This is a genomic window from Oleiphilus sp. HI0066 (genome assembly GCF_001635725.1).
In genome coordinates this window covers 1-829 of record NZ_LWFH01001393.1, presented here as the reverse complement: position 1 = coordinate 829, position 829 = coordinate 1, and the positions used below count along the sequence as shown (strand labels likewise).

Below are 829 nucleotides of genomic sequence, written 5' to 3'. Positions count from 1 at the left end.
CAACACATCCTACTGGATCATTAAAACATCGGCTTGCACGCTCTTTGTTTCTTTATGCGCTCTGTAATGGCTATGTGCATGAAAATACCGCTGTAATAGAGGCGTCCTCAGGAAGCACCGCTGTGTCTGAAGCGTATTTTGCTCGCTTACTTGGTTTGAAATTTATCGCAGTGATGCCCGAAACGACTTCTAAACAAAAGCAGCAGCAAATCGAGTTTTATGGCGGTCAATGTCACCTAGTCAAGGGCGGTGATATTTACGGTGAGGCAGAACGTTTAGCTAAGGAGTTAGGTGGTCACTATATGGACCAGTTTACCTATGCTGAACGCGCCACAGACTGGCGAGGTAATAACAATGTCGCTGACTCTATTTTCAATCAGATGCGAAGAGAGCGATACCCTGAGCCTAGTTGGATTGTGGTCAGTGCGGGAACTGGTGGTACGTCAGCGACTATTGGACGCTACATCAAATACCGCGGAGCGTCGACTCAGTTATGTGTCGCAGATCCGAGTCATTCAGTGTTTTACGACAGCTTTATGAGCGGAGATTCTTCTCTCACGTGTTCCTGTCCATCTGCAGTTGAAGGCATTGGACGGCCTCGTGTGGAGCCGTCTTTTGTTCCAAGTGTTATTGATAAGATGATAAAAGTGCCAGACGCTTCGGCCTTTGCGTGCATGCAATTCGTGAGCGACTTACTTGGAATTAGAGTAGGCGGTTCCACAGGTACAAACATGTTTGCGGCATTTCAGTTAGCTGTGCAGATGAAAAAAGAGAATAAAAGTGGCTCAATCGTTACAATGCTGTGTGATCGGGGCGAACGTTATGTCGA

The 829-nt window shown here is 46.9% G+C and carries 1 protein-coding gene; it reads left to right on the top strand.

The window, feature by feature from the left end; translation table 11 throughout:
- Positions 1 to 44: 44 nt before the first annotated feature.
- Positions 45 to 829, top strand: a 785-nt coding sequence (locus A3738_RS20995; protein WP_304440123.1) for a PLP-dependent cysteine synthase family protein, incomplete at its 3' end; no start/stop codon positions are given.